This is a genomic window from Schaalia odontolytica (assembly GCF_009730335.1).
Lineage (GTDB): Bacteria > Actinomycetota > Actinomycetes > Actinomycetales > Actinomycetaceae > Pauljensenia > Pauljensenia dentiphila.
Window position 1 is genome coordinate 1360449 of the sequence record NZ_CP046315.1, and the last position, 24897, is coordinate 1385345.

A 24897-nucleotide genomic window follows, 5' to 3' on the forward strand; every position below is an offset into this window, starting at 1 on the left:
CTGGAAACTATGTGCGACTTTTGTTCTGGCTGACGTCGTGGCCTCGTCGCATTGACAACGAGACCCCGCTCAACAATATGCCGTGCGGGGTCTGGTGCTGACGGTGATTAGGTGGCCGAACGCTTCATCACTGCCACGTCGATGCTCGCGCCGATCACCGCTGCGATGACCGTGGGGAGAATCCAGCCAAGCTGGTTCGCCTGGAGCGGGCTCCACATGAGGAACGAGTTAATCATGTCAGGCTTGACCCCCACATGAGCCAGCGTCGTCGCTGCCGACCACGCCGCCGCCATCCAGGTGCCCAGGCGGAACGCCCACAGCGCCGGGGTGGCCAGGCGCAGCGGGTGGGTCGCGATCGTCAGGAACACGATGGTGATCGCGATGGGGTAGAGGAACGTGATGATCGGTACCGCGATGGCAAGCACCGAGCTCAGTCCTGCCGAAGCCAGCACGAAGGAGATGATTGTGAAGACGATCATCCAGGCGCGGTACGAAATGGCCGGGACAAGGCGGTGGAAAAACTCAGAGGTTGCTGCGATCAGGCCGACCGCCGTTGTCATGCAGGCCGTCAGCACGATGAGGCCGAAAACGATTTGTCCGGGCCAACCCATCGTCATCTGGGCGGCGTCCGCGAGCAGCGACGCGCCGTCACTGTAGCTCTGAGCATTCGGGATCACGTGACCGATGAGTCCCAGGCCCACGTAGACGACGGCAAGCAGCGAACCCGCGATAATGGCCGCCGTCGACGTACGGCGCACGACCTTCGCCCCGATGCCACCGCCGGTGTGTCCAAGCGACGTGACAACGATGATGCCGAAAGACAGAGCGGCGATAGAGTCCATCGTCATGTAACCCTCGAGTAGGCCCGCCGCCAGGGGAGTGGCAGCGTACTCGCCGGTTGGAGCATCATGCGAAGCCGGCAGCGACGCCAGGCACAGGAAAACTAGGAGGACGAGAAGCCCGAGCAGGATTGGGGTGAGGATCTTGCCGAGGTTGTCGATGATTGTGCCGGGATTCCAGCACAGATAGAACGCGATGCCGAAGAAAACGAAGCTGAAGATGATCGACGCGGTCAAGGACTTCGTGCCGATGAGAGGTGCGACGGCCGTCGAGAAAGACACTGCGCCTGTACGTGGGAGCGCGTAGAAGGCACCGATCGACAGGTACACCATGATCGAAAAGACGATCCCGAAAGACTTGCCGGCGCGGCTCACGAGGTCGCGCATGTCTGTGCCCGACAGCGCGATCGTGATGATGGAGATGACGGGCAGCGCCACGCCGCCGATCAGGAAGCCGATCATCGCAGGCGCGAAATTGCTGCCCGCCGATGCACCCATGATCGGCGGAAAAATCAGGTTACCTGCGCCGAAAAACATAGAGAAAAGCGTCAGAGAGGTCGCGATGAGGACGGCGGTGCTGCTTGAGCGTCCAGCGGAATCGTCATTGACTGTCTGCGTCACTGCTACTCACTTGATGGTGTGGGTTCTATAACAGCCCCAATTCTTGCATGACGACCACATAAAGCAACAACTGGCGGGCTACCCTGTGGGTGTGAACACGACTCTGAGTTGCGGGGCTTGCACGGCGACCCTCATTCGGCCGATGGGTGCGCCTCACCCGCAGGGACCGCGCCGCATTGTTGCGGTCAGCGGAGGCATCGGTTCAGGGAAGTCTTCGGTGACGCGCGTCTTCGCGTCTCTGGGCGCGGTGACGGCGGACGCTGACACGATTGCGCGGGAGATCCTCGAACCGGGCGAGCCGGCGCTGAGCGAGGTCGCACGTGCTTTTGGAGGCGACCTGCTGAGGCAGGATGGGAGCTTGGACCGCGCGCTCTTGGCCTCCCGGGTCTTCGGGGGTGAAGGAGCTGACGAACGCGTCGCTCGGCTCAATGCCATCACCCACCCCCTCATTGAGGCGCGCGCGTGGTCGATCCTGCGTGGAGCCCCGGAGGGGAGCCTCGCGGTCTACGATATTCCGCTTCTCATCGAAGGGGACCATGTGGATCGCTTCGATGCGGTCGTCATCGTGGACGCACCCATCGAGGAACGCGTTAAGCGCCTGGAGGGCAGGGGATTTGCGCCCGAGGACGCGCGTGCACGTATCCGCGCCCAGGCCTCGTCGCAGGAGCGCCGCGCGATCGCAACGATCTGGATTGACAACGAGGGCAGCTCCGACGACCTCGAGGAAGTCGCGCGCCTCGTCTATGAGCGTTGGCTGACCCCGGACGCTCCCCTCACCGTGTGACGAGGCTGGGGCGACCACGCTCGTCGCGAACCCGTGCGCTTTGTGCGCGCAGGAGACTTGCCTGGGCGGTAGCGTAGGAGCGTGAACAATAACGTCGTGACCCGCCAGAACAAGCCTTTCGAGGTCATCTCTCCCTATACGCCGTCGGGCGACCAGCCCAAGGCGATCCGGGAGCTGGCTGCGCGCATTCGAGACGGCGAACAGGACGCCGTTCTCATGGGCGCGACGGGTACGGGTAAGAGCGCGACCACGGCCTGGCTGATTGAGGAGCTGCAGCGTCCCGCTCTGGTACTTGAGCCGAACAAGACGCTTGCAGCCCAGCTCGCGGCCGAGTTCCGCGAGCTGCTTCCGAACAACGCCGTCGAGTACTTTGTCTCCTACTACGATTACTACCAACCCGAGGCCTACGTTCCCCAGACGGATACCTTCATCGAGAAGGACTCCTCGATCAACGACGAGGTCGAGCGGCTGCGCCACAGCGCTACGAACTCGCTGCTCACGAGGCGCGACACGGTCGTCGTCTCCTCGGTGTCTTGCATCTACGGCCTCGGTACTCCCGAGGAATACGTAGCCCGCATGATTGAGCTCGAGCGGGGTATGATCATCGACCGCGACGCTCTCCTGCGGCGCTTCGTCGCCATGCAGTACGTGCGCAACGACTTGGCTTTTACGCGCGGCACGTTCCGCGTGCGCGGCGATACGATCGAGATCATCCCCGTGTATGAGGAGCTCGCGATCCGCATCGAGATGTTCGGCGACGAGATCGAGTCTCTTGCCGTTCTCCATCCGCTCACCGGCGACGTCATCGATCACGTCGACCACACGTACCTTTTCCCGGCCTCGCACTACGTGGCCGGCGAGGAACGTATGAAGAAGGCGATCGCCTCCATCGAGGATGAGCTCGATGATCGCCTCGCGTGGTTCCGCGGCCAGAACAAGCTGCTCGAGGAGCAGCGCCTGCGCATGCGCACCACCTTCGACCTGGAGATGCTCAAAGAAATCGGCTCGTGCTCGGGTGTCGAGAACTATTCGCGCCACATCGACGGGCGCGGACCCGGCACGCCTCCGCACACGCTGCTGGACTACTTCCCCGATGACTTCCTGCTCATCATCGACGAGTCGCACGTGACCGTTCCACAGATCGGCGCGATGTTTGAGGGAGACATGTCGCGTAAGCGCACCCTCGTCGACTACGGGTTCCGCCTGCCCTCCGCGATGGACAACCGCCCTCTGAAGTGGGATGAGTTTACCGAGCGCATTGGGCAGACCGTCTACCTGTCGGCGACCCCCGGCCCCTACGAGCTTGAACGCTCCGACGGCGTCGTTGAGCAGATCATTCGCCCGACGGGCCTCGTTGACCCGCTCGTCGTCGTCAAGCCCACCGAGGGCCAGATCGACGACCTCCTGGAGCAGGTGCGTGTGCGCGTCGAACGCGACGAACGAGTCCTCGTCACCACCCTGACGAAGAAGATGGCCGAGGAACTCACGACCTACCTCGCCGAGCGGGGCGTCAAGGTCGAGTATCTGCACTCCGACGTCGACACTCTGCGCCGCGTCGAGCTACTCCGCGAGCTGCGCCTGGGCACGTTCGACGTGCTCGTCGGCATCAACCTGCTGCGTGAGGGCCTCGACCTGCCCGAGGTCTCCCTCGTGTCGATCCTCGATGCGGACAAGGAAGGCTTCCTGCGCTCGACTCGCTCGCTCATCCAGACGATCGGCCGCGCCGCCCGAAACGTGTCCGGCGAGGTCCACATGTACGCGGACAACATGACGGATTCGATGAACGAGGCCATCTCGGAGACGATGCGTCGTCGCGAGATCCAGATCGCCTACAACAAGGAACACGGCATCGACCCGCAGCCGCTGCGTAAGAAGATCTCCGACGTGACCGACATGCTTGCCCGCGAGCAGGTTGATACGCAGACCCTCCTCGAGGGCGGGTACCGCAAGGAAAAGAGCAAGAGGGAGCGTAGCGACGCGACCGGTGGCGGCCGCGCCGTGATATCGGGTCAGCGGGCTGAGGCTGAGCTTGCCGAACTCATCGAGGAGCTGTCCGCCCAGATGATGATAGCCGCCCAGCACCTCCAATTCGAGGTCGCGGCTCGCCTGCGTGACGAGATCGAAGACCTGAAGAAGGAACTGCGCGCCATGAAGCGCGCCCACTGACGTCGGCCCCGCCCCGGTTGCCTGTCGGCGTCGGGCGGCCCCGGCCTCGTCGATAGGCACTCCGGTGAGAATCGCGACCGACGCCACGTCGCACGCGGGGACGCGACGTGAGGTGCACCGACTAGGATGGAAGCGTTAGCGGAGGGGAGTACTCCCACCAACAGTGGCGTCGTCATCACGACGGCCCGCCCATGCGGCGTGGCCTCCGGCGTCACCGGCCAGGATTTCCTGGCGGGAGGAGACCTCCGGTACCCGACTCGTACCGGAGGCCCCACGTATGCACGTGCACGCCCTTGCCTGGATAGTCCTGGCTGGCATCATCCTGACCATGATCGTCGTCGACATCGTCGCCCACGTCCGCACACCCCACGAACCCACGCTCAAGGAAGCGACCTGGTGGTCCGTCGCCTACATCGCGATCGCCCTTATTTTCGGCGCCATCGTCTGGGCGGTCTGGGGACCCCAATACGGCCAGGAATACCTCGGCGGCTATATCACCGAAAAAGCGCTGAGTATTGACAACCTGTTCGTGTTCGTCATCATCCTCTCCACCTTCCGCGTACCCAGGAAAAACCAGCAGGAGGTGCTGCTCGCCGGCATCATCATCGCCCTGGTTCTGCGCCTCATCTTCATTCTGGCTGGTGCCGCGCTTATCGAAAACTTCTCGTGGGTCTTCTATCTGTTCGGCGCGTGGCTGCTGTGGACAGCAATCAGCCAGGTTCGCGAAGGCTCCAGCGATGACGACGACGAGGAGTACCGCCCGCCGTCAATCGTGCGCTGGGTGTCGAAGGTCGTGCCCGTCACCGACGGCTTTATCGGCTCGCGTATGCTCTACCGCCACGGTGGCCGCACCTATATCACGCCGATGCTGCTGTGTGTCATCGCGATCGGCACCGCCGACGTCATGTTCGCCGTCGACTCGATTCCCGCGATCTACTCGCTGACCTCCGAGGCGTACCTGGTGTTCGCTGCCAATGCGTTCTCGCTGCTCGGCTTGCGCCAGCTCTATTTCCTCATCGATGGCCTGCTCGACCGCATCGTGTTCCTCCACTACGGCCTTGCTGCGATTCTGGGTTTCATCGGCTTCAAGCTGATCAACCACGCGCTGCACACCAACGAGCTGCCGTTCATCAATGGTGGCCACGAGGTAGCCGCGATCCCCGAGCCGTCCATTGCGTTCTCGCTGGGCTTCATCGTCGTGACGATCCTGGTCACGGTCGTGGCCTCCCTCGCGGTTTCCAATAAACGGCGCGCGTGACATGAGTCGACCGTGGGGCAGCGGTAAAATTCCATGGTCGGATAGTTAAGAGGTACACATGGTTGTTCACCCGTGGGCGTGGGGCATTCTGGCCCTCGTTGCCATCGGTCTGGTTGCGCTCGATTTCCTTGGGCACGCCCGTAATCCCCATCCGCCGACCGCTGCCGAGGCGGCGCGCTGGACGCTGTTCTACGTGGGGTTGGCGGCCGTCTTCGGCGTCGGAATCTGGCTCACCAACGGGTGGCTGTACGCCCAGGAGTTCTACGCGGGATGGGCGATGGAATGGTCGCTGTCCGTGGACAACCTTTTCGTGTTCATCCTGATCCTGAAAGCATTCAGGGTCCCGCGAGAGAACCAGCAGAAGGCGCTGCTCTTCGGCATCGTCATCGCACTGCTGTTGCGCCTCGTGTTCATTCTGCTGGGTGCCGCGCTGGTGGCGCGCTTCTCCTGGGTGTTCTTCATTTTCGGCGTATGGCTGCTGTGGACTGCTTTCTCGCAGATTAAGGAGACCGCGACCGGTGGCGGCGACGAGGAGGAGTACGAGGAGAACGCCTTCATCCGCCTCGTACGCCGAGTCCTGCCCATCACGGACGGCTTTATCGGCGACCGCATGCTGTACCGTCACGGTGGGCGCACGTACCTCACCCCGCTGTTCGTCGTCGTGCTGGCCCTGGGGTCTGCCGACCTCATGTTTGCTTTCGACTCGATCCCCGCGATCTTCGGCATCACATCGCAGGCATTCCTGGTGTTTGCGTGCAACGTGTTTGCACTCATGGGGCTGCGACAGCTGTTCTTCCTGGTGGACGCGCTCCTCGGCAAGCTCGTGTACCTGGGTTACGGTCTCGGCGTCATCCTGAGCTTTATCGGCATTAAGCTGATTCTTGAGGCCCTGCATGCCAACACGTTGCCGTTTATCAACGGCGGCCGCGGGGTCGAGTGGGCGCCGGAGATTTCGGTGTCTGTGTCGCTGGGAGTCATCGTCGTGACTCTGGTGATCACCGTGATTGCGTCGCTGGTGCGCAGCGCGATGGACGAGGAGGGTGCCGATGAGCGCTGACAGCCTGACGATTGATGAACATGGTCTGACCGCCGCCGAGGTTGCCGAGCGCGTCGCGCGCGGCGCGGTCAACCGGGTGAAGGATCGTACGTCTCGGTCGGTGGCGTCGATCATCCGCGAGAACGTCCTGACGTTGTTCAACGGGATTATCGTCGCTGCGTCGATCATCGTGCTGCTGTTCGGTGACCTGCGTGATGGCATTTTCGGTGGCGTCATGATCATCAACGCGGTGATCGGCATCGTTTCTGAGCTGCGTGCCAAGCGAACCCTCGACTCGCTCGCGATCGTCGATGCTCCGCAGGCGACCGTCCTGCGCGACGGCACCCTGTCGGTTGTTCCCGCACGTGACGTTGTGCTCGACGACGTCATCGATCTGACGCTCGGCGATCAGGTGAGCGTGGACGGTACGGTCCTGTCCTCGGCGGGCCTCGAAATCGATGAGTCGCTGCTGACCGGCGAGTCGCGCCCGGTGAAGAAGAAGCAGGGAGATCAGCTGTTGGCCGGCACGAGCGTCGTTGCGGGTGCTGGCCGCATGGTGGCCACCGCTGTGGGCGAGCGCGTCTACGCGCAGGGCCTGTCCGAGCAGGCGCGTGCCTTCACGCGTACGGTCTCGGAGATCCAGACGTCGATCAACCGGGTGCTGCAGGTCGTCTCCGTCATGCTGCTTCCCATCGTCGTGCTGACCTTCTACTCGCAGAATCGCATCGCCGGCGGTCACGGGGGAGACTGGCGCGAGGCCCTCGTGCTCTCGGTCGCCTCGGTGATCGGCATGATCCCGCAGGGCCTGGTGCTCCTGACGTCGATGAACTTCGCGATCGGATCGGCAACGCTGGCACGCCGCGGTGTACTCGTCCAGGAACTTCCCGCCGTTGAGGTCCTCGCGCGCGTGGACTGCCTGTGCCTCGACAAGACGGGCACGCTCACCACCGGCGGCATTCGCGTGCGGGGCGTCGAGGTCGTTTCCGGTGACGAAGTCGTGGTGCTTCGCGCACTGGCGAGCGCCGCGAGCGACCGTACCAACGCGACAGCGGAAGCCATTTGGGAGCACCTGGGCGAATCTGAGCGCTCCGGCGCGTCCGATCGGATTGAGTGGTCCGTCCCCTTCTCCTCGGCCCGCAAGTGGAGTGCGTGGGGGAGCGGGCACGAATCCTGGATCCTCGGCGCCCCCGAGTTCGTCATCGACGAGGCCTCGGCCGCCAACGCCGAGCTCCTCGCCAAGGTGCGCGGCATCGCGCAGGAGGGCTCCCGCGTGGTGGCCCTCGTCCACGCCGACGAGGCTGTGGTCGATGACGAGCTGCCCGCACGCCGTTCGGTTACCGCCCTTGTGGTCCTCGAGGAGGACCTGCGCCCTGACGCCGCCGAGACTCTCGACTACTTCCGTTCCCAGGATGTGCACGTCCGCGTCATTTCGGGTGACAACCCGACGACGGTGGGCGCTCTGGCCGCGCAGGCTGGCCTGACCGCGCCCGACGGTACGCCCGCGCGCCTCATGGACGCGCGCGATCTGCCTGAAGACCTGACCTCTGAGGCATTCATCGATGCGATCGAGAACCACGACGTGTTCGGGCGCGTGACTCCCGAGCAGAAGCGTGCGATGGTTGGCGCGCTCCAGGCACGCGATCACTGCGTGGCGATGACGGGAGATGGCGTGAATGACGCCCTCGCGCTCAAGGACGCCGACTTGGGTATCGCGATGGGGAACGGCACGCAGGCCACGAAGGCCGTCGCGCAGATTGTTCTCGTGGACTCGAAGTTTTCTGTCCTGCCCGGTGTCCTGTCCGAAGGCCGCCGTATTATCGCCAACATGGAACGCGTGTCCTCGCTGTTCCTGGCGAAGACCACCTACGCCGCCGTCCTCGTTATCGTTACGGCCCTGGTCGGCTGGCGTTACCCGTTCCTGCCCCGCCAGTTCAGCTACATCGACTCGCTGACCATCGGTATTCCCGCGTTTTTCCTGGCGCTGTGGCCGAACCCGCGTCGCTACGTGCCCGGTTTCTTGAAGCGCACGCTGTCGCTCGCAATGCCCACGGGTATCATCCTCGCGGCGGCTGCCCTCACCGCCTTCGGTATCGTCGACGGCCCTCCGCAGGCGCGCGAGTCCACCGCCGCGATCCTCTCCCTCATGCTGGGGGCCATCTGGCTGCTCGTCATCACGTCGCGCCCGCTCTCGACTTGGAAGTGGGTGCTCCTCGTGAGCGTCATTTCGGCGACCGTGGGCGGCGTGCTCATCCCGCCCGTGCGCCACTTCTTCTCGATGGTTGCGCCGACGGGTTACGAGTGGCTCGTGATCCTGAGCGTCGGCGCCTGCGCCGCCCTCCTCACCGAGGTCGCTCAGCGCATCTTCTACGCGCGCCAGTTCGCTCGCTCCTTGGAGGGCTGAGAGCGCCCGATACGAGTCGAGGCCGGTGTCGGGTGTGAACCCGGCCCCGGCCTCGTTCGTTTGCTGCGATCAGAACGCCCGAATGACGGGGTTCCACTCGCGGATCAGGCGCGCCTGGATGACTTCAGCGACGTAGAAGGGATCCTCGTTGAGGATGCGCTCGACGTCGGCCTGGCTCTCGGCGTTGATGAGGATCAGGGCGCCGGGGATCTCGCCAACGAGGGGGCCTGAGGCGATGTTGACTCCCTGTTCGAGCAGGCCGGAAAGGAACGCGCGGTGCGTTGGGCGGACCTCGTCCATCGTCTCGGTCATCGAGGGGTTGTACACGTATTCGACTGCGTAGAATGCCATACGCACAACACTAGCCCCCATCCGCCCTTTTGCCTAGGGGGCGGCTAGGATCGAGGGGTGCATGACAAGCTAATCATCCAGGGTGCCCGCGAACACAACCTCAAGGACGTGAACCTCGAGCTGCCCCGCGACTCCATGATCGTCTTCACCGGCCTGTCGGGATCCGGGAAGTCCTCCCTCGCCTTCGACACGATTTTCGCCGAAGGACAGCGCCGCTACGTCGAGTCCCTCTCGTCCTACGCCCGTCAGTTCCTCGGACAGATGGACAAGCCGGACGTGGACTTTATCGAAGGCCTGTCGCCCGCGGTCTCCATCGACCAGAAGTCGACCTCGCGTAACCCGCGCTCGACGGTGGGCACGATTACGGAGATTCACGACTACCTGCGCCTGCTCTATGCCCGCGCCGGCGTCGCACACTGCCCCGAGTGTGGCGCCCGCATTCAGGCGCAGACTCCCCAGCAGATCGTCGACCGCGTGCGCACGATGGACGAGGGCACGCGATTCCAGGTGCTGTCCCCGGTCGTGCGTGGCCGTAAGGGCGAGTACCAGGACCTCATCGACGAACTGCGCTCCGAGGGTTACACGCGCGCGATCATCGACGATGAGATGGTTCGCCTCGAGAACGCACCCAAGCTGGAGAAGAAGCTTAAGCACACGATCGAGGTCGTCGTCGACCGTCTCGTCGTTCGCGAAGGTATGCGACAGCGCCTCACGGATTCCGTCGAGACAGCCCTGCGCCTGTCGGATGGACTCGTCGTCATCGACTGCGTCGACCTGGATGCCGAGGATCCGGAGCGTCGCCGCCGCTTCTCCGAGAAGCGCTCGTGTCCCAATGATCACCCGCTGATGCTCGATGAGATCGAGCCGCGGACCTTCTCCTTCAACGCCCCCTACGGCGCCTGCCCCGACTGCGCGGGCCTTGGCTTCCGCCTCGAGGTTGACCCCGAGCTGGTCGTCCCCGACGAGGAGCTCTCCCTCGCCGACGGCGCGGTCATCCCCTGGAACTCGAACTTCAAGTACCACAAGAAGCTCCTCGAATCCCTCTCCAAGGAACTGGGCTTCGCTATGGGCACGCCGTGGAAGTCCCTGCCGAAGAAGGTCAAGGACGCGGTCCTGTACGGCAAGGACTACGAGGTCACGGTCAAGTTCCGTAACCGCTGGGGTCGCGAGCGCTCCTATACGACGGGCTTCGAGGGCGCCGTCAAGTACATCGAGCGCAAGCGCGAGGAAACCGAGTCCGCGGCAGTGTCCGAAAAGCTCGACTCCTACATGCGCGAGATCCCGTGCCCGACGTGCCACGGTGCGCGCCTGCGCCCGGAGGTGTTGGCCGTGCGCATCGGCGACAAGTCGATCGCGGAGCTGTCCGACATGTCGATCGCGGACGCGCGCGCGTTCCTCACGGACGTCGAGCTCGAGCAGCGCGCCCGCTCGATTGCCGCGCCCATCCTCACGGAGATCGAGGCCCGCCTGGCCTTCCTCGTCGACGTCGGCCTCACCTACCTGACGCTGTCGCGCGGTGCGGGCACTCTTTCGGGCGGCGAGGCGCAGCGTATCCGCCTGGCCACGCAGATCGGCTCCGGCCTCGTCGGTGTCCTCTACGTCCTCGATGAGCCTTCGATCGGCCTGCATCAGCGCGACAATCGCAAGCTCATCGCCACCCTCGAGCGCCTGAGGGACCTGGGCAACACGCTCATCGTCGTCGAGCACGACGAGGAGACGATGGAGGCCGCCGACTGGATCGTCGACATTGGCCCCGGTGCCGGCGAGACCGGCGGCTGGGTCGTGCACTCGGGCCCGCTGTCGGAACTGTTGGAGAACCGCAAGTCGCTGACCGGCCAGTATCTGTCGGGCAAGCGCCGCATCGTCCTGCCTCCGACCCGCCGCCCGATCGACAAGAAGCGCGTGGTGACCGTCAAGGGTGCTCGCGAAAACAACCTGAAGAACGTTGACGTGTCCTTCCCGCTCGGCGTGCTCACTGCCGTCACCGGCGTGTCTGGTTCCGGTAAGTCGACGCTCGTCAACGGCATCTTGTATCGCACCCTCGCCTCGCGCCTCAACGGCGCGCGCATGGTGCCCGGCCGCCACCGCACGATTACGGGTATCGAACAGCTCGACAAGGTCGTGCATGTTGACCAGAGCCCGATTGGTCGGACGCCGCGCTCGAATCCGGCGACCTACACCGGCGTGTGGGATCAGATCCGCAAGCTATTCGCTGAGACGCAGGAGGCGAAGGTACGCGGCTACGGTCCGGGACGCTTCTCCTTCAACGTCAAGGGCGGACGCTGCGAGTCATGCAAGGGCGACGGTACCCTGAAGATCGAGATGAACTTCCTGCCCGACGTCTACGTGCCCTGCGAGGTTTGCCACGGCGCACGTTACAACCGCGAGACCCTCGAGGTCGAGTACAAGGGCAAGACCGTCGCGGACGTCCTCGACATGCCGATCGCCGAGGCCGCGCAGTTCTTCGCACCGATCTCTCGCATCGCCCGCCACCTCAACACGCTCGTCGAGGTGGGCCTGGGCTACGTGCGCCTCGGCCAGAGCGCCACGACCCTGTCGGGCGGTGAGGCGCAGCGCGTGAAGCTGGCCTCCGAGCTGCAGCGACGCTCGACCGGACGCACGGTGTACGTGCTCGACGAGCCCACGACCGGCCTGCACTCCGAAGACATCCGCAAGCTCCTCCTGGTCCTCCAGTCGCTCGCTGACAAGGGCAACACTGTCATCGTCATTGAGCACAACCTGGACGTCATCAAGAGCGCCGACTGGATCATCGACATGGGTCCCGAAGGCGGCGCTGGAGGAGGCACGGTCGTCGCGCAGGGCACGCCCGAGGAGGTCGCGAAGGTCGGGGAATCCTTCACCGGCCAGTACCTCGCCGAGGTTCTCGCGAAGGAGGCCGCGCGCGACGCAGCTGCCCAGTAGCCTGAACGGTTAGGATGGGCCTTATGGTTCCTGGTTACCGCTATTTCGGCCACATGTACTACTGGCCAGCTTGGGTCCACCTAATCGTCATTGTGCTCATGGGCGTCGCAGCCGCGCTCACGATCTCCGCGCTCATGGCACGCGGGGTCGGTCGATCGCGCGTCTTTGGCCTGAGCTGCGGCTTTGTGGCGGGCATCGGAAACCTGAGCTTGTGTGTTCTCGTGCAAGCCGAGGCCCGGCATACGTGGCTGATGGGCATGGTGGGCGTGCTCTATACGGTTGCGTTCGTCTTCTTGCTGATGACGCTCATGTCTCTGTGGAGCGGTGGATCGAGCGGATTCCTGTGGTCGCGGGCCTTCCACCTGTTCCTGGTGGTCGCGATGGCGATCGCCGCAATCATGGAGTTTGCCTACCGTCTGGCGTACTGGATTCCGCTGCCCGTCGCGGGCGTCGCTGTCCTCCTCGCTCTCTTCTGCGCATTCGTCGCTGGTCGCAATAGCCGGGATTAGGAGGCGTCAACGCACGAAGTGGCCCCGATCTCGTCATTGCACGAGGCCGGGGCCGCTTTGTTGGTGCGCAATCACCGGGCAGGTTGGCGGGTTACTCCTGGCTCTTCTCTGCCTCGCCCGAAGCGTACAGGGCGTCGACCTCGTCGGCGTAGTCGGCCAAGACGCGGTGGCGCTTGAGCTTCAGGGAGGGGGTCATGTAGCCGTTCTCTACGGTAAAGGCAGCATTGACGATGCGGTAGCGGCGGATCGACTCGGCACGAGAGACCGCCTTGTTGGCGCGGGCGATCGCCTTCTCGAGCGAGTCGCGCACCTCGGGCAGGTTTGCGGCCTGCGCCGCGTCCACGACGGGCAGGCCGTGGGCCGCGAGCCACTCGGGGAGCATCTCCGTGTCCAGGGCTATGAGTGCGCCGATGTACGGGCGGTTATCGCCGACTACGATGATGTTCGCGATGAGCGGGTGCGTCGACAGGGACTCTTCGAGGATCTCGGGCGAGACGTTCTTGCCGCCCGCGGTGACGATGAGTTCCTTCTTGCGGCCCGTGATCCGAAGGTGGCCACGATCGTCGATGGAGGCGAGGTCGCCGGTCTTGAACCAGCCGTCGATGTAGGCCTCAGCCGTGGCCTCGGGCAGGTTGTGGTAGCCCTTCGACACGGAGATACCCTGAACGAGCAGCTCGCCGTCGGGAGCGATCTTCATGCGGTTGCCCGGCCACGGGAAGCCCACTGAGTCCGGCGGGAAGTCCTGCGGCGTCTCCACGGAGATCGGGCCGGTCGTCTCGGACAGGCCGTAGCCCTGCAGCAGCGTGATGCCCAGGCCGCGATAGAAGTTCGCCAGGTCGAGGGCCAGGGGAGCGCCACCCGAGATGATCGTGTGCAGGTTCGGGCCCAGGATCGCGCGGACTTTCGACAGGACGAGCGCGTCGGCGACGCGGCCGCGCAGCTTGAGCGCGGTCGACGGACCGGGTGAGGGCATCGCGGAGGCGTCGGGAATGGGCGTCGTGTCCGGGCCGGGACCGGCAACGGCGGACTCGGGCAGGGGAGAATCCATGTAGGCGGTGGCCTTGGACAGGGCGCGCGCCTGCTTGGCGGCCCAAGCGAACATGCGGCCCTTCATGCCGCCGCCAGCCTTCGCCGCCGCGGCGTTGTAGACCTTCTCCATGACTCGCGGGACAACGAGGAGCATTGTTGGCTTGAAGGTCGCGATGTCGTTGACCAGGTTGCGCGTGTCGGGGGAGAATGCGGTGACGCCCTGGCCTGCGAGCAGGCAGTACATGACGAAACGTGCGAGCACATGGGCGACCGGCAGGAAGAGCAGGGAACGCGACTTCGGGTCGTTAATGAGGAGGGGCAGGAAGTCGTACGCCTGCAGCATCGGCGAGATGAAATTGCCGTGCGTGAGCACGACGCCCTTGGGCATGCCGGTCGTGCCGGAGGTGTAGATGACCGTCGCCTCGTCGCTCAGCTTGACGGCGTCGGTGCGCTCGCGCACCTGCTCAACGCTCACGCCCTGTGCGGCACTGGTCAGGACGCGCTCGGCGCCGCGGTCCAGGGAGAGGATATGGCGCACGCCGTCGGTACGCACGGACTCGACCAGCTCGGCCTGCTGCGTGGTGGCCGTGATGACGATGCGCACGTCGGCGTCGGCCAGGATGTGCGCGATCTGCGAGGCCGAGTCCGTCTCGTAGATCGGCACGGTGATGGCACCGCAGGATAGCGCGGCCACGTCGATGAGCGCCCACTCGTAGGAGGTGGGGGCCAGGATCGCCAGGTGGTCGCCGGCTTCGAGCCCGATGCCGATGAGGCCACGCGCAATCGAGTCGGCCTCGCCGAGGAAGGCCTCCATCGTGACGTGACGCCACGTACCGACGTTGGAACGGCGCTCGATCGCGACCTGCCCGGGGTGAGATGCCACGCGCTGGTGGAGCATCTTCGGCAGGTTCATGTCCTCGGTGGCTTCTCGGGTCGCGATTGACTCCCATGAGCCGTCGGCGAGCCTGCGTACCGTCATTGCGGTCCTTTCGTGGGGTGGGCGCGGTGCGCCGTGCGCGGTTGGATCAGTTCTTCTTGGCGCGGCCGAAAAGCCCGCGCTTCGTGCGCTGCTCGGCGGAGACAGGACCGCCGTACAGCGCGTCGATCTCGTGGGCGTAGTCGGCGATGACCTTGCGGCGGCGCAGCTTCATCGACGGTGTCACGTAGCCGTTCTCGACGGTGAAGGTGGCGTCGATGATGCGGAACTTACGGATCGACTCGGCGCGGGAGACGGCCTTGTTGGCGCGCTCGACGGCCTTCTCGAGAGACTCGCGTACGGCGGGTAGCTCGGCCGCCTCGGTGGGCGAGCACTGCGGCAGGCCGTGCTTGGCCAGCCAGTCGGGCAGCATGTCGGCGTCGAGGGTGAAGAGCGCGCCCACGTAGGGGCGCTGATCGCCGACGACGATGACGTTCGCGATGAGTGGGTGCGTGGCCAGGGAGTCCTCGAGGACCTCGGGGGAGACGTTCTTGCCGCCCGCGGTGACGATGAGTTCCTTCTTGCGGCCCGTGATGGTCAGCTGGCCCTTGCGATCGATCGAGCCCAGGTCTCCGGTGTGGAACCACTTGCCGTCGGGCATGACCTCGGCGGTCTGCTCGGGCAGGTGGTAGTAGCCGGGCATGACGGACTGGCCGCGCACGAGGATCTCGCCGTCCTTAGCGATCTTGATGAAGTTGCCGGGCAGGGGCAGTCCGACGCCGCCGACGGGGTTCTTGCCGATGTGCTGGACGGAGATCGGGCCGGTGGTCTCGGACAGGCCGTAGCCCTGGATGAGGGTGATGCCCATGCCGGCGTAGAAGTGGGCGAGGTCGGTGGCCAGGGGTGCGCCGCCGGAGACGATGTAGCGCAGGTTGGGGCCCAGGACCGAGCGGATCTTCTTGAGGACGAGGGCGTCGGCGATGCCGTGGCGCATCTTCTTGAACAGGCCGGGGCCGAAGGTCTTCGCGGAGGCGACGGAGAAGGTGCGTGCCTGCTTGGCGCTCCACGCGAACATGCGGCCCTTGAAGCCGCCGCCCGCCTTGGAGGAGGCCGCGTTGTAGACCTTCTCGAGGACGCGGGGGACGACGAGGAGCACGGAGGGCTTGAAGGCCTGAATGTCCGGCAGCAGGTTCTTGATGCTGGGCGAGAATCCGAGGACGCCCTGGCCCGACAGGATCACGTGCATGACGAGGCGCGCGAGGACGTGGGCAACGGGGAGGAAGAGGAGCAGGCGGGTCTCGGGGGAGTCGATAACCTCGCTGAGGATCTGGCGTGCGCCGAGCGCGGTGGCCACGAAGTTCGCGTGGGTGAGGGCTACGCCCTTGGGGTTCCCGGTCGTTCCCGAGGTGTAGATGATGGTGGCGATATCCGAGGAGGAGATGGCCGCTCGGCGCTGCTGGACGTTCTCGATGGTGATGCCGGCGGCGGCGCGGGCGATCAGGCGCTGGGCTCCGCGGTCGAAGGAATCGACCGAAACCGTGTGTTCGGGGGCGACGGAGTGCACGAGTTCGGCCTGCTGGGTCGTAGCGGTGAAGACCCGGGTAACGTGGGCGTCGGTGAGGATGTGCTGGATTTGGGCGGCGGAGTCCGATTCGTAGATCGGGACGGTGATCGCACCGATGGACAGGAGCGCGAGGTCGAGGAGGAGCCACTCGTACGAGGTCGGGGCCAGGATCGCGACCGCATCACCCGCCTGCACCCCGAGGCCGATGAGGCCACAGGCTGTGTACTCGACCTGACGCTGAAGCTCGCTCGTGGTCAGGGAGCGGATGGAGCCGACGGAAGAGCGCTGTTCGACCGCCACCTGGCCGGGGTGCAGGAGCGCTCGCTTGGCCAGCATGTCGGGCACGATGTCGTGCTCGCCAACCTTGTAGGTTGGCTTGATCGTGTACGAGCCATCGCGCATCCGCTTCATCGTGTCCTCCGGGATATCGGTTCAAAGGCTGAACAACAGGTTCGATGAGAGTCTACTGGTTGTGGCGCGGCCCCCGCCCCTTAATCGGGGTGGGGGCCACTGAGTGACGATTAGATCACAGGTCGTAGTACATCTGGTACTCGTAGGGGTGCGGGTAGGCGCGCATGGGGGCGACCTCGTTGGTCTCCTTGTACTCGAGCCACGTGTCGATGAGGTCCTGCGTGAAGACGTCGCCCTCGGTGAGGAACTCGTGGTCCTCGCGCAGCGCGTCGAGAGCAGCCTCAAGCGAGCTGGGCAGCTTCGCGATGTCCTGATACTCGGCTGGGGGCAGCTCGTAGAGGTCCTTGTCGATCGGCGCGGCCGGCTCGATGCGGCGCTTAATGCCGTCGATGCCCGCCATGAGGCACGCGGAGAACGCCAGGTAGGGGTTCGCGCTCGGGTCCGGCACACGGTACTCCACGCGCTTGGCCTTGGGCGACGTGCCCGTCACGGGGATGCGGATGCACGCGGAGCGGTTGCGCGCCGAGTACACGAGGTTGATCGGGGCCTCAAAGCCGGGAACCAGGCGTCGGAAGGAGTTCACCGACGGGTTCGTGAAGGCGAGGAGCGCGGGCGCGTGCTCGAGCAGGCCGCCGATGAACCAGCGGGCCGTGTCGGACAGGGATCCGTAGCCGCGCTCGTCGTAGAACAGCGGCTCGCCGTTCTTCCACAGCGAGATGTGCGTGTGCATGCCCGAACCGTTGTCGCCGAACAGGGGCTTGGGCATGAAGGTTGCGGAGTGGCCGAACTCGAGGGCGGAGTTCTTGATGACGTACTTGAACTTCATCATGTCGTCGGCCGCAGTCTGCAGCGTCGCGAAGCGGTAGTTGATCTCCTGCTGGCCGCCCGAGCCAACCTCGTGGTGGGCGCGCTCGATCGTCAGGCCAACCTCTTCGAGGAGGCGGCTCATCTCGTCGCGCACGTCCGCGTACTTGTCGGCGGGGGAGACGGGGAAGTAGCCGCCCTTGATGGGCACCTTGTAGCCCATGTTGCCGCCCTCTTCGGCGCGACCGGTGTTCCAGTACGCCTCGGGGGAGTCGACGGAGAAGAAGGTGTTGTGCGGGGTGACCTGGTAGCGCACGTCGTCGAAGAGGTAGAACTCCGCCTCGGCGCCGATGAAGCACTCGTCCGCGATGCCGGTCGAACGCAGGTAGGCCTCGGCCTTGGCGGCGACCTGGCGCGGGTCGCGCGAGAAGGGCTCATCGGTGAACGGATCGACGATCGAGAAGTTCACGACCAGGGTCTTGCGATCGCGGAACGGATCGACGAACGCGGAGGAGATGTCCGGGATGAGCTTCATGTCGGACTCGTGGATGGCGGTGAATCCGCGCACTGAGGAGCCGTCGAACATGAGGCCGTCCGACAAAGCGGCGTCCAAGAACTCGCTCATGGGGATCGTAAAGTGCTGCTGAACCCCGGGGACGTCGCAGAAGCGCACGTCGACGAGTTCAATGTTCTGCTCGGAGATAAAGTCTGCGACCTCTTGGGTTGAGGTGAACATGAACGTCCTTTTTTGTGGGAGAGCTGTACTCAAAGGTCAAGAATCGGTCAATTCGCAACCAAGTCCAGTATATGCCCACAGGTGGCGTGCGCGTGTATTGGTTTCATTATTCAAATGTTTCATGACATAGAGCACGCCCGAGGTGGGTGCCGGGCACTCCCAGCCCCGGCCTCGTACCCTGGGAGTGTGGCAGATCCTTCGACGTACCGACCCCGCACGGGAGATATCCCCACCTCGCCGGGCGTCTACCGATTCTCAGACCCGCAGGGTCGCGTCATCTACGTCGGCAAGGCCAAGAACCTGCGCAATCGCCTCACCAACTACTTCCAGGACCTGGCGAACCTGCACCCGCGTACCCAGCAGATGGTGACGACCGCGAGCGCCGTGCAGTGGACCGTCGTGCGCTCCGAGGTCGAGGCCCTGACACTGGAGTTCACGTGGATTAAGGAATTCAATCCGCGTTTCAACGTGATGTTTAAGGACGACAAGTCCTATCCCTACCTGGCGGTGTCGATGGGGGAACGTTTCCCGCGCGTGCAGGTGACGCGGGAGCGCAAACGGGTGGGGTCGCGCTACTTCGGCCCGTACACGCAGGTGTGGGCGATTCGCGAGACGATCGATCAGCTACTGCGCGTTTTCCCGATGCGCTCGTGTTCGGCGGGCGTGTTTCAGCGCGCGAAGGCGCAGGGGCGTCCGTGTTTGCTCGGTTATATCGACAAGTGCGCGGCCCCGTGCGTGGGTCGCATCTCGATGGAGGAGCACCGCGAGCTCGCGGAGGGGCTGTGCCAGTTCATGGAGGGGCGCACGGGCCCGGTGATCCGTGACCTGGAGGAGCAGATGCGCCAGGCCTCCATGGAGCTGAACTTCGAGGGTGCGGCGAAGCTGCGTGACGACGTCAAGGCGCTGCGCACTGTGCTGGAGCGAAACGCGGTCGTGCTCGACGACGGGTCGGACGCGGATGTGTTCTCGCTCGTCAGTGATGACTTGGACGCTGCGGTGCATGTTTTTCACGTGCGCGGTGGGCGCATCCGTGGCACGCGCGGCTGGGTGATTGAGCGCGTGGACGGCGCAGACGACGCGGCGCTCATGGCTCGCCTTCTCGAGCAGGTGTACTCCTCGGCGTCGATGGACGAGGCCGGGGCCGGGAAGGCAGCCAAGGTGGCGGCCGTGAGCGTGGATGACGTTGCGCACACGCCGACGTCCGCAATCCCGCGCGAGGTGCTTGTCTCCGTTGAGCCCGAGGAGAAGGAGACCATCGCACGATGGCTGGCCGAGATCCGCGGCGCGTCCGTGTCGGTGCACGTGCCCAAGCGCGGCCCGAAGGCCCAGATCATGGATACGGTCACGGAGAACGCCCGCCAGGCCCTCGCCCTGCATCGCACGAAGCGCGCAGGCGACATTACGGCGCGCTCGAAGGCGCTCGAGCAGCTTGCCGAGAACCTCGATCTGCCGGGTGCGCCCCTGCGCATCGAGTGCTACGACGTGTCACATACGGGCGGGGAGAACCAGGTCGCCTCGATGGTGGTCTTTGAGGACGGTATGCCGCGCAAGGACGCCTACCGCACCTACAACATCCGCGGTGAGGGCGGAAACGGCACCCCCGACGACACGAGCGCGATGAACGAGGTTCTCACGCGACGCTTCTCGAGGCTGCTCGCCGAGGAGGCCGGCGTCGACGGTGAGGACGAGGATGGCGTCGCCTACGCTTCCGGCCCGATCGATGCCATGACCGGGCGCCCCAAGCGATTCTCCTACCGTCCCGACCTGGTCGTCGTGGATGGTGGCCTGCCCCAGGTGAATGCTGCCCGAGCCGCCCTTGACGCGGTGGGCGCGGACGTGCCCGTCGTGGGCCTGGCTAAGCGCCTCGAAGAGGTGTGGATCCCCGGCGAGGACTTCCCGCTGATCCTCCCACGCACGTCGGAGGCTCTCTACCTCCTGCAGTATTTGCGCGACGAGTCCCACCGTTTCGCGATCACGAAGCACCGCAAGCGCCGGTCGAAGGCGCAGCGCCGCTCGGTTCTCGATTCCATCCCAGGGCTTGGACCCGCACGCCAGGCCGCGCTGCTCAAACATTTCGGCTCCGTCAAGCGGATTCGTGAGGCCACGCCCGAGCAGATCGCCGAGGTCAAGGGCGTGGGACTCGGCCTTGCGCGCACGATCCGCGATAGGCTAGCGACATCGTCGAGGGAGGACACACCATGACAAAGACGCTTCCCGTGCCGCTGCCGGCACGCGTGCTGCTGCTGGGATCGGGCGAACTCGGTAAGGAAGTCGTGATCGCCCTGCAACGCTACGGATGCACGGTGATCGCCTGCGACTCCTATGGCAATGCTCCCGCCATGCAGGTGGCGGACGAATCCCGCGTCTTCGACATGAGCGACCCGCAGGCTCTGCGTGCGGTGCTCGACAGCGTCGATGTTGACCTCATCGTCCCCGAGGTCGAGGCCATCGCGACAGACGAGCTGAGCGCCTATGAAGAACGCGGCGTGCGCGTCGTCCCCAACGCCTTTGCCGTCCAGGCGACGATGGACCGTCAGCGCATCCGCAACCTCGCTGCGTCCCTGCCTGGCGTGCGCACGTCGGCCTTCCGCTTCGCGCGCAGCGAGGTCGAGCTGGCCGCGGCTCTCGACGAGGTCGGTTACCCCGCCTTTGTCAAGCCCACGATGTCCTCCTCCGGGCACGGTCAGTCTCGCGTGACGGGTCCCGAGCAGGCCGCCTCCGCCTGGGCACACGCCGAGGAGGACGCGCGAGCCACGACCGGCGTTGTCATCGTTGAAGAGGGTGTTGACTTCGACTACGAGATCACGCTGCTCACCGTGCGCTCATGGGATGCCGCGTCCGGCAGCGTCGTGACGAGCTTCTGCGCGCCCATCGGACACCGCCAGGAGGGCGGCGACTACGTCGAATCCTGGCAGCCCATGGCCATGAGCGAGGCGGCCCTCGAGGGCGCACGACAGATGGCCAAGGCCGTGACCGACGCCCTGGCTGAGGCCGGCAACGGCCCGTGCCTCGGCATCTTCGGCGTCGAATTCTTCGTGAAGGGCGACGACGTCTGGTTCTCCGAACTCTCGCCCCGCCCCCACGACACCGGCATGGTGACGATGGTGACGCAAGCCCAGTCCGAGTTTGAGCTGCACGCACGCGCCATCCTCGGCCTGCCCGTCTCCACCGCACAGTCCACCCCGGGTGCGTCGGCGGTCATCAAGTCGACGAGCGCCGTCGATGTTCCTGTCTACAACGGCGTCGCTCGCGCCCTCGAATCCGCCGACATCGTGCGTATCTTCGGCAAGCCGGTGAGTCGTGCCGGCAGGCGGGTCGGCGTCGTCGCCACCACTGCGAGCACGCCGAAGGAAGCGCGAGTCATCGTCAGGCGCTCCGCTGCCGGCATCGCGATCGACGAGGCCTCCGCACCTTCCGTCTAACACCTCCCATCACCCGACCAGCCGACCCGTCAGGAGGACGCCATGACCGAGCACACACCCACGGACGCTCACGACGCAGACGAGGCCCAGACCTCGTCGATGAACGAGGAGAACCCTCCCACGGTCCCCGAGGGCATCGCCGTGCGTGACATGGCCCGCGTGAAGTACGAGCCGCGCGCCTCCAACGAGGTGCTGATCATCACCGGCTACTCGGGTGCGGGCCGCACCGGTGCTGCTCGCGCGCTCGAAGACCTGGACTGGTACGTCGTCGACAACCTCCCGCCGACGATGCTGCCCGCTCTCGTCGGCATGATGTCGAACGACCCGGCTGCGGGCGTGCACCGACTGGCTGTCGGCGTGGACGTGCGCTCGCGTACCTTCTTCCGCACGCTTGACGCCACACTCGAGCAGCTCAAAGGCGCGGGTATTGTCTACCGCGTCATTTTCCTTGAGGCCAGCCCCGAGACCCTGGTGCGCCGCTATGAATCCAACCGCCGCCCGCATCCCCTCCAGGGCGCTGGCACCCTCATGGACGGAATCAAGGCCGAGATGCGTCTGCTCGCGCCCCTGCGTCGCGCCGCCGACGAGGTCATTGACACCTCCACGATGAGCGTCCACGATCTGACGAGGCGCATCCGCGACATCGTGGCTGGGGAGGAGCGCCCCCTGCAGGTCACGGTCGAGTCTTTCGGATTCAAGCACGGCCTCCCGCTCGACGCCGATCACGTCGTCGACGTGCGCTTCTTGAAGAACCCGTACTGGGTCGACGAGCTGCGCCACCTGACAGGCAAGGACCAGGCGGTCGCCGACTACGTGCTCTCCCAGCCGGGCGCGCGCGATTTTGCTCTCGGATATGCCGACCTTCTTGCCCCCATGCTCAGCGGCTATCTGGCAGAATTGAAGCCATTCGTCACGATTGCCGTCGGATGCACGGGCGGAAAGCACCGCTCCGTCGCTTCTTCCGAGGCTATCGCCGAACGCCTGCGCTCACACGGATACACGGTTCGCGTGATGCACCGTGACATTGGGAGAGACTGATGCCCTATCTTGATGCAGCCGGCTGGGTTCAACGTGGAGAATCCGGCCAAAACATTGTCGCCCTCGGCGGCGGACACGGCCTGTCCGCGACCCTACGGGCGCTGCGCCATATCACCCGCGCGCTGACGGCCGTCGTGACCGTCGCCGACGACGGCGGTAGCTCCGGCCGACTGCGCCAGGAGATGCCGATCCTGCCTCCCGGTGATCTGCGTATGGCGCTGGCGTCCCTCTGCGAGGAATCCGAGTGGGGTCTGACGTGGCGCGACGTCATGCAGCTGCGCCTCGACACGACCGGCCCGCTCAACGGGCACGCCCTCGGCAACCTGCTGATCTCCGGCCTGTGGCAGCTTCTCGAGGATCCGGTCGAAGGCCTGGACTGGGTCGGTCGTCTGCTGGGCGCGCAGGGACGCGTCCTGCCCATGTCGTCGACGCCGATCGACATCGAGGCGGATATGAACGACGGCGGCCGCCGCTACGTCGTGTCCGGTCAATCCAAGGTCGCTGTCGCCCCGGGTACCGTCGAGCACGTGCGTATCACGCCCGAGGCGCCCGAGGTACCCTCCGCGGTCACCGAAGCTATCTCCGAGGCCGACTGGGTCGTCCTGGGACCCGGGTCGTGGTACACCTCCGTGATTCCGCACCTGCTGGTGCCAGAGCTTAACCGCGCGCTTGCCACGACCGACGCCCACCGCGCGCTTGTGCTCAACCTGGCGCGCCAGCGCGGCGAAACCGATCTCATGTCGACTGCCGATCACGTGCGCGTCTTGCGCGAGTACGCACCCATGCTCAAGCTTGACGTCATCGTCGCGGATCCGACGGCGTGTGACGACATCGACGACCTGATCGTGGCCGCCGAAGAACTGGGTGCGCGTGTCCTGTTGCGGCAGGTGCGCACGGGTGACGGAGCCCCGCACCACGACCCGCTGCGCCTCGCCGCCGCGCTGCGTGACGCATTTGACGGATTCCTTGGTGAGGTCGGAGAGCCCGAAACGTGGTTACCTTAGAACCTGTTGCCTGCTGACAAACGCATGACATATCTGGAGAAGCCGTGTCCCTGACATCTGATATGAAGGACGAGCTGGCGCGCGCCGTCGTTACGACGCCGTCCGAGGTCGCTGCCGAAGTGAGCGCGACGCTGCGTTTCGCGGGAGGCCTGCACCTCGTGGGTGGGCGCATCCTCGTCGAGGCCGAGCTTGACTCGCCCGTGGCCGCGCGCCGCCTGCGCACGTACCTGCAGGCCCTGTACAACGCCGAGTCCTCCGTTGTCGTGGTGTCCGGTTCTTCCCTGCGACGTGGCAAGCGCTACGTCGTGCGTGTCGTCCACAAAGCCGACGAGCTCGCGCGCCTCACGGGCCTTGTCGATTCCCTCCGTCGTCCCGTGCGCGGCCTGCCCCCGGTTCTTGTTGCCTCCGGAACCGCTGAGGCCGCCGCTATCTGGCGCGGTGCCTTCCTCGCGCGCGGCTCGCTCATGGAGCCCGGACGCTCCTCTTCGCTTGAGATCACGTGCCCCGGTCCTGAGGTGGCTCTCGCGATGGTCGGCTGTGCGCGCAAACTCGGCGCCTCTGCTCGCTCCAAGGAGGTGCGTGGCACCGACCGCATCTCCGTCCGCGATTCGGACGCGATCGGCACGCTGATCTCCGCCATGGGCGCCCCGCAGACCTTCGAGGCATGGCAGGAGCGGCGTGAACGCCGCGAGGCTCGGGGCAGCGCCAACCGACTGGCCAACTTTGACGACGCGAACCTGCGCCGCTCCGCCCGCGCGGCCGTCGCTGCGGGTGCCCGCGTTGAACGTGCCTTCGAAATCCTCGGAGACGACGTCCCCGCCCACCTCCTCGAGGCCGGCACGCTGCGTCTGCAGTACAAGCAGGCCTCCCTTGAGGAGCTCGGCAAGCACACGAATCCACCTCTCACCAAGGATGCCGTCGCCGGTCGTATCCGTCGCCTTCTCGCTCTCGCCGATAAGGTCGCGCACGAACGCGGCATCCCGGATACGGAGTCCGCGCTTACCCTCGACATGCTCGAAGAGGACTGAGGTCCCTTTTTCCTGCCGCTTCGTCTCAATCCAAACGAGAATTACCCCACGTGCGGAT

Annotated in this window: 17 protein-coding genes; 12 read left to right on the plus strand and 5 right to left on the minus strand. The window is 65.2% G+C overall.

The window, feature by feature from the left end; translation table 11 throughout:
* Window positions 1–107 precede the first annotated feature (107 nt).
* Complete coding sequence (gene brnQ / locus FOC40_RS05870) at window positions 108–1460, minus strand: branched-chain amino acid transport system II carrier protein (protein ID WP_081445541.1); 1353 nt, start codon at window positions 1458–1460, stop codon at window positions 108–110.
* Between the two features lie 142 nt (window positions 1461–1602).
* Here brnQ and coaE point away from each other — a divergent pair, with 142 nt between their 5' ends.
* From coaE to FOC40_RS05895, 5 genes are all read left to right on the plus strand, one after another.
* A complete protein-coding gene (coaE, locus tag FOC40_RS05875; RefSeq protein WP_003796602.1) occupies window positions 1603–2244 on the plus strand; it encodes a dephospho-CoA kinase in 642 nt (213 codons plus the stop codon).
* A gap of 81 nt (window positions 2245–2325) precedes the next feature.
* The gene (gene uvrB, locus FOC40_RS05880) at window positions 2326–4410 is read left to right on the plus strand and encodes an excinuclease ABC subunit UvrB (protein WP_039929776.1); all 2085 of its coding nucleotides are present in this window, start codon (window positions 2326–2328) and stop codon (window positions 4408–4410) included.
* 277 nt (window positions 4411–4687) lie between these two features.
* The gene (locus tag FOC40_RS05885) at window positions 4688–5668 is read left to right on the plus strand and encodes a TerC family protein (protein ID WP_003796606.1); all 981 of its coding nucleotides are present in this window, start codon (window positions 4688–4690) and stop codon (window positions 5666–5668) included.
* Between the two features lie 58 nt (window positions 5669–5726).
* Complete coding sequence (locus FOC40_RS05890) at window positions 5727–6725, plus strand: TerC/Alx family metal homeostasis membrane protein (RefSeq protein WP_003796608.1); 999 nt, start codon at window positions 5727–5729, stop codon at window positions 6723–6725.
* Window positions 6715–9105 (plus strand): HAD-IC family P-type ATPase, encoded by a 2391-nt coding sequence (locus FOC40_RS05895; protein ID WP_003796609.1) that lies wholly within the window; start codon window positions 6715–6717, stop codon window positions 9103–9105. The genes FOC40_RS05890 and FOC40_RS05895 overlap by 11 nt, the downstream gene beginning before the upstream one ends.
* Window positions 9106–9174: 69 nt before the next feature.
* Here FOC40_RS05895 and FOC40_RS05900 read toward each other — a convergent pair whose 3' ends face one another.
* Entirely contained in the window at window positions 9175–9456 is a 282-nt protein-coding gene (locus FOC40_RS05900; RefSeq protein ID WP_003796611.1) for a YciI family protein, read from the minus strand.
* Between the two features lie 57 nt (window positions 9457–9513).
* On the opposite strand from FOC40_RS05900, the gene uvrA reads away from it, so the two are divergent.
* Both uvrA and FOC40_RS05910 read left to right on the plus strand, forming a co-directional pair.
* On the plus strand, window positions 9514–12378 hold the full coding sequence (uvrA, locus tag FOC40_RS05905; RefSeq protein WP_003796614.1) for an excinuclease ABC subunit UvrA: 2865 nt from the start codon (window positions 9514–9516) through the stop codon (window positions 12376–12378).
* A 14-nt stretch (window positions 12379–12392) separates the two neighbouring features.
* On the plus strand, window positions 12393–12887 hold the full coding sequence (locus FOC40_RS05910) for a hypothetical protein (RefSeq protein ID WP_003796615.1): 495 nt from the start codon (window positions 12393–12395) through the stop codon (window positions 12885–12887).
* A 91-nt stretch (window positions 12888–12978) separates the two neighbouring features.
* Here FOC40_RS05910 and FOC40_RS05915 read toward each other — a convergent pair whose 3' ends face one another.
* The 3 genes from FOC40_RS05915 to glnA all read right to left on the minus strand — a co-directional run bounded on the left by FOC40_RS05915 (window position 12979) and on the right by glnA (window position 18347).
* Window positions 12979–14895: an AMP-dependent synthetase/ligase gene (locus tag FOC40_RS05915; protein ID WP_003796617.1), complete on the minus strand. Its 1917-nt coding sequence runs from the start codon at window positions 14893–14895 to the stop codon at window positions 12979–12981.
* A gap of 46 nt (window positions 14896–14941) precedes the next feature.
* Window positions 14942–16807 carry an AMP-dependent synthetase/ligase gene (locus FOC40_RS05920; protein ID WP_003796619.1) on the minus strand — a complete coding sequence of 622 codons (1866 nt, stop codon included), beginning with the start codon at window positions 16805–16807 and terminating at the stop codon, window positions 14942–14944.
* A 115-nt stretch (window positions 16808–16922) separates the two neighbouring features.
* Window positions 16923–18347, minus strand: coding sequence for a type I glutamate--ammonia ligase (glnA, locus tag FOC40_RS05925; protein ID WP_003796621.1), 1425 nt, complete (start codon window positions 18345–18347; stop codon window positions 16923–16925).
* Window positions 18348–18533: 186 nt separating this feature from the next.
* On the opposite strand from glnA, the gene uvrC reads away from it, so the two are divergent.
* From uvrC to whiA, 5 genes are read left to right on the plus strand one after another with little or no spacing between them, the layout of a single operon-like run.
* Window positions 18534–20549 (plus strand): excinuclease ABC subunit UvrC, encoded by a 2016-nt coding sequence (uvrC, locus tag FOC40_RS05930; RefSeq protein WP_039929777.1) that lies wholly within the window; start codon window positions 18534–18536, stop codon window positions 20547–20549.
* Window positions 20546–21769 (plus strand): formate-dependent phosphoribosylglycinamide formyltransferase, encoded by a 1224-nt coding sequence (gene purT / locus FOC40_RS05935; RefSeq protein ID WP_003796625.1) that lies wholly within the window; start codon window positions 20546–20548, stop codon window positions 21767–21769. Before uvrC ends, purT begins: the two co-directional genes overlap by 4 nt.
* A gap of 42 nt (window positions 21770–21811) precedes the next feature.
* The gene (rapZ, locus tag FOC40_RS05940) at window positions 21812–22807 is read left to right on the plus strand and encodes an RNase adapter RapZ (RefSeq protein WP_003796629.1); all 996 of its coding nucleotides are present in this window, start codon (window positions 21812–21814) and stop codon (window positions 22805–22807) included.
* Complete coding sequence (locus FOC40_RS05945) at window positions 22807–23811, plus strand: gluconeogenesis factor YvcK family protein (RefSeq protein WP_003796633.1); 1005 nt, start codon at window positions 22807–22809, stop codon at window positions 23809–23811. The genes rapZ and FOC40_RS05945 overlap by 1 nt, the downstream gene beginning before the upstream one ends.
* 44 nt (window positions 23812–23855) lie before the next feature.
* Window positions 23856–24839 carry a DNA-binding protein WhiA gene (gene whiA / locus FOC40_RS05950; RefSeq protein WP_039929778.1) on the plus strand — a complete coding sequence of 328 codons (984 nt, stop codon included), beginning with the start codon at window positions 23856–23858 and terminating at the stop codon, window positions 24837–24839.
* The last annotated feature ends 58 nt before the right edge of the window (window positions 24840–24897 follow it).

What these genes read in the sequence shown, in the direction of transcription:
- coaE (WP_003796602.1), top strand. Translation starts at nt 1,603, where the DNA reads ATGGGTGCGCCTCACCCGCAGGGACCGCGCCGCATTGTTGCGGTCAGC.
- FOC40_RS05885 (WP_003796606.1), top strand. Translation starts at nt 4,688, where the DNA reads ATGCACGTGCACGCCCTTGCCTGGATAGTCCTGGCTGGCATCATCCTG.
- FOC40_RS05890 (WP_003796608.1), top strand. Translation starts at nt 5,727, where the DNA reads ATGGTTGTTCACCCGTGGGCGTGGGGCATTCTGGCCCTCGTTGCCATC.
- FOC40_RS05895 (WP_003796609.1), top strand. Translation starts at nt 6,715, where the DNA reads ATGAGCGCTGACAGCCTGACGATTGATGAACATGGTCTGACCGCCGCC.
- FOC40_RS05900 (WP_003796611.1), bottom strand. Translation starts at nt 9,456, where the DNA reads ATGGCATTCTACGCAGTCGAATACGTGTACAACCCCTCGATGACCGAG.
- FOC40_RS05910 (WP_003796615.1), top strand. Translation starts at nt 12,393, where the DNA reads ATGGGCCTTATGGTTCCTGGTTACCGCTATTTCGGCCACATGTACTAC.
- FOC40_RS05915 (WP_003796617.1), bottom strand. Translation starts at nt 14,895, where the DNA reads ATGACGGTACGCAGGCTCGCCGACGGCTCATGGGAGTCAATCGCGACC.
- FOC40_RS05920 (WP_003796619.1), bottom strand. Translation starts at nt 16,807, where the DNA reads ATGAAGCGGATGCGCGATGGCTCGTACACGATCAAGCCAACCTACAAG.
- glnA (WP_003796621.1), bottom strand. Translation starts at nt 18,347, where the DNA reads ATGTTCACCTCAACCCAAGAGGTCGCAGACTTTATCTCCGAGCAGAAC.
- purT (WP_003796625.1), top strand. Translation starts at nt 20,546, where the DNA reads ATGACAAAGACGCTTCCCGTGCCGCTGCCGGCACGCGTGCTGCTGCTG.
- rapZ (WP_003796629.1), top strand. Translation starts at nt 21,812, where the DNA reads ATGACCGAGCACACACCCACGGACGCTCACGACGCAGACGAGGCCCAG.
- FOC40_RS05945 (WP_003796633.1), top strand. Translation starts at nt 22,807, where the DNA reads ATGCCCTATCTTGATGCAGCCGGCTGGGTTCAACGTGGAGAATCCGGC.